The 3,853-nt window shown below is 48.3% G+C and carries 5 protein-coding genes; 4 read left to right on the top strand and 1 reads right to left on the bottom strand.

Annotated features, from left to right (window positions below):
- Positions 1-506: YagK/YfjJ domain-containing protein (locus ASD95_RS28755; protein WP_156407398.1), on the top strand; the 506-nt coding region annotated here is incomplete at its 5' end.
- A 709-nt stretch (positions 507-1,215) separates the two neighbouring features.
- On the top strand, positions 1,216-2,010 hold the full coding sequence (locus tag ASD95_RS16245) for a replication initiation protein (RefSeq protein WP_056725201.1): 795 nt from the start codon (positions 1,216-1,218) through the stop codon (positions 2,008-2,010).
- Here the strand turns inward: ASD95_RS16245 and ASD95_RS29195 are convergent.
- A complete protein-coding gene (locus ASD95_RS29195) occupies positions 2,007-2,402 on the bottom strand; it encodes a hypothetical protein (protein ID WP_156385790.1) in 396 nt (131 codons plus the stop codon). The two genes, ASD95_RS16245 and ASD95_RS29195, sit on opposite strands and share 4 nt — an antisense overlap.
- 486 nt (positions 2,403-2,888) lie before the next feature.
- Here ASD95_RS29195 and ASD95_RS16240 point away from each other — a divergent pair, with 486 nt between their 5' ends.
- The gene (locus tag ASD95_RS16240; protein WP_056725199.1) at positions 2,889-3,440 is read left to right on the top strand and encodes a recombinase family protein; all 552 of its coding nucleotides are present in this window, start codon (positions 2,889-2,891) and stop codon (positions 3,438-3,440) included.
- A gap of 203 nt (positions 3,441-3,643) precedes the next feature.
- The coding region (locus ASD95_RS16235; protein ID WP_156385789.1) for a hypothetical protein at positions 3,644-3,853 on the top strand (210 nt) is incomplete at its 3' end.

Genomic DNA, 3,853 nt, shown 5'->3' with positions numbered 1-3,853 from the left:
CGTATGCGACGCATTACACCAGTGGCACAACCATCATCCGTTTTGACCTGGCACTACCTGAACACATGGCTGATAAGCCTGATCCTGCAGCTGAGACCGAGCTGATCTCTGCCTTCTTTAAAAAGCTCAAGGAACGTCTTGGGTACACGGTTAACAACGGGGTGAAGAAAATCATCTACGCCTGGGTGCGAGAAGTAGAGACCGCCAAGAAAGGACATTTTCATTGCTACATCGGCCTGCCATTCAGGCAAGTACGATCACCTGGATTGCTCTCTACTGAAACCACTGCAGGCTGCGGCACATTGGGGTTGATTGAAGATATATGGCAGCGTCTGGCTGACGGAGGGCGAGTTTGGCATACAAAAACTCACCGGATCAAAAACGACGCATCTCGAAGAAAGGCCATATACCACATCAGTTACCTGGCAAAAGTACGGGGTAAAACATATGCAGCCAATGCTGGTCATCGTAACTGGGGAAGTTCTCGGTTAACACCAGCAACCTAAACCCAAAGTCTGTTTTGGTAGCAAACCCATCCAATCAGCACCGTTAATAGCCCTGTAAGCTCCCACAGAGCCGCACAAGGCACGATCACCTGAATACTCGTGGTAATTAGCGAGTAGCAACAGATCGTGCCTTGTGCGACACTGTAGGAGCTCTTAGTTATTTCCAGAACATTCGAGCATCTGACACAGCTGCCTGCAGGTTGCTTAGTACATCAGGAAACGACGTGATTTTGGCATTCACCATTGAAAGTGCGAGATGCCTCGTTATGTTGGTCAGTACTAAATACATGTTCACACTGATTGGAAATCACCAGGCCATGAATAACAAATTCACCAAGATCATCTTCGCCATTACGAGCACACTCAAGATCATTTCTCTGACTATTACGCTGTCAGGTCAGATCGGATTCATCATCTACGCCCCGATAGAAGCACCACCAAGTCTCTCCATAACAACAGAGGCTTAAACTTCGTACGTTGACAGATCATTCACATCTTCGTTGATCAACAGTTTTTACTTTTATCCTTTTAAACCTTTTAGGTCGTCTACAGACCACAGCGGGCAATGGTTACACGGTTTAAATGTGGAGAGAATGACGGTCAAATGTGGAGAGAATGACGGTTAGACATGGAGAGAATGACGGTTATGTGTGGAGGGATTGACGGCTAAATATGAGACGGATATTGTTCTCATACACAAGGAGCCGTCATGTCCAACGACCTGCAGATCATCAAGTCGAACCATCTGGTTGAAGCCTCATACAGGCTGAGCGTAGCTGAGCAACGAGTGGTCTTGGCCTGCATTGCCCAGGTCAGGCGTGATGAACCTGTAACAGATGAAATCCTGTATTCCGTATCAGCTATAGAAGTTGCTGAGCTTGCCGGCACAGATGTTAAAACTGCATACCGAGACCTGGCTGCAGCAGCTGAACGACTGTTTGATCGAAGGGTGACGATCCTACGAGAACCTGATGGTACTGATCGCCCAGCACGCAAACGACTCACCAGGTGGGTTCAGACGGTTGACTATGTACCAGGTGAAGGGCGGATCGAACTCAGGTTCAGCAAAGACATACTGCCATTTCTCACAGAGCTATCCGCTAACTTCACCAGATATGCTTTGGCTGATGTAGCCAAGATGACGAGTTCGCACGCCATACGTTTGTTCGAGTTAATAACTCAATGGGGGTCTGTGGGGCAGCGAGAGATAAGCATTGAACAACTTCGAGCATGGTTTCAACTCGACAGCCGTTATCCACTAATGGCAGACCTTCGCAGATGGGTGATTGAACCTGCAGTGGAGCAAATCAATACTCACACTCCACTCAAAGTGAAGTGGGAACAACGTAAGACAGGACGAAAGATCACTCACCTGGTATTCACATTTAAAGCGAAGGCACCTACCAAGCGTGTTAACACGAACAAACCGAAATCAAACGCTGACATAGCATCATTGGCACGCCCTGGTGAAACTTGGGAACAGCTAAGAGCTCGAGTAGGTTAATCGTCAAGGTTCGCCAACAAATCAGCAAATGAGTTCACATGAACAGGTTCAACCCTTGGTTCTGATTGTATCGGTACAGGTTGAGAATCAGGTTTGTACTCAATACGAAGCAACGACTCACGTAGAGCTGCTATCTCCGCAATCAGTGGGGCTGTTGCCTTGGTAATGGCTGCTTCAATCATTGCAGCAAACGCTGTTGAATCAGCTGTCGGGTGCGTGTCCAGACCTGGTGTCGGGTTCTGTCGGGTAGACCCGGATGGTTCGCCATACACACGAATCATCTCAGACAGATCGATAACCTTCTGACCTTTGCCATCAACCTCAACAGACACGCGACCCTCATCTACAGCCTGATATAGGCTTGATCGATGTAATCCATACAGCTTGGCCATTCGGCCTATCGTCAACTTTGGCATGTAGGGCAGTGTCTGGTTCTGTCTGGCGGGCACCCGACACTATGGCCATAACCCTAATAAAACCTCAAGGAAACAGGGCATAAACCCAACCTTAACAGGCACCAGGTTCTGCGGATTTCCACGAATAATCCACGCAACCCCCGATTTACAGGCTGATCTGCTAAGCCGGGATGCTCCCCCTCCTCGAAATTTGAGTTCTCAGCTCAAAGCCACCCTCACATATCGATTGAAATGGCCTTTTACCCGTTGTTTACACACCTAGAATCAACGATCGATCACCACCTGGTGCTACCCCACAGGGTAACTGCAAGCGAGTCTATTAACGCTCTGTAGCGAACCATTAGGGTACACCCTTAGGAACACACCACAATGAATACAAATTCCGTACTCATTAGGGTTGATTTAGATAAAGAATACAGCCACAATGAAATCATCTAGACCCAAAAGAATACGGAGTAGGCTATGTCGAATATCGGGTATGTACGTGTTTCGTCAGTTGACCAGAACACAGCTCGCCAATTGGACGGCATTGTCCTGGATGAAGTATTCACCGACAAAGTGAGTGGTGCCACCACGGATCGACCAGAACTCCAGGCGATGCTTCGGCATGTACGCAAAGGCGATACGCTATACGTCCATTCGATTGATCGTCTGGCTCGCTCCCTGGAAGACCTGCTTTCGTTGGTAAAAGAATTAATCGCTCGAGGCGTGACCGTTCACTTCCACAAAGAACAACTGTTGTTCACCGGGGAAGCCAACGCAATGCAAGAACTGATGTTGTCGTTGCTGGGGTCAGTCGCTCAGTTTGAGCGGAGCATGATCAAGGAACGCCAGAGAGAAGGGATTGAGAAAGCAAAGGCTGCAGGCGTGTACACAGGTCGAACAAAGACCATTGATGACGAGGCCATCAGAGAAGCCATGAACGCTCCAGGAGCGTCTTATCGCAAGGTCGCCAAGGCACTCAACGTCAGCTTATCGACGGTTCAGCGAGCAGTAAAATCTGCACAGCAGTAACTACCTAATCCTATGGCAGATTTTTTACTGGTTCGATGGGTCTAGACCCGCAGGACTACTGGATATTCAGCCACCTGATTGACCTGATTTGACGGTGGTTATTAATAATATCCTTATGCTTCTTCTTTGAGAGTTAGTCCTCTGAGAGAGCAGCTACCAATCGAGTCATCTTGTAATCATTAAACAACAAGGAAAATAACCTCATGGCATCAAGATTGGTTGAGGTTGAAGAAATGGGTGGGTACGAGATCAACGGTGGTAAGGGTAAGGCAATCATCGAGGACGCCATGAAAGCCTTTATCCATCAGGTCGAGTCGTATGCGACGCATTACACCAGTGGCACAACCATCATCCGTTTTGACCTGGCACTACCTGAACACATGGCTGATAAGCCTGATCCTGCAGCTGAGACC

The sequence above is a fragment of the Pseudomonas sp. Root71 genome (assembly GCF_001429045.1).
Taxonomy (GTDB): Bacteria; Pseudomonadota; Gammaproteobacteria; order Pseudomonadales; family Pseudomonadaceae; genus Aquipseudomonas; species Aquipseudomonas monachiensis.
The sequence above is the reverse complement of the archived record's forward strand: the minus strand, read 5'-3'. Positions and strand labels throughout refer to the sequence as shown.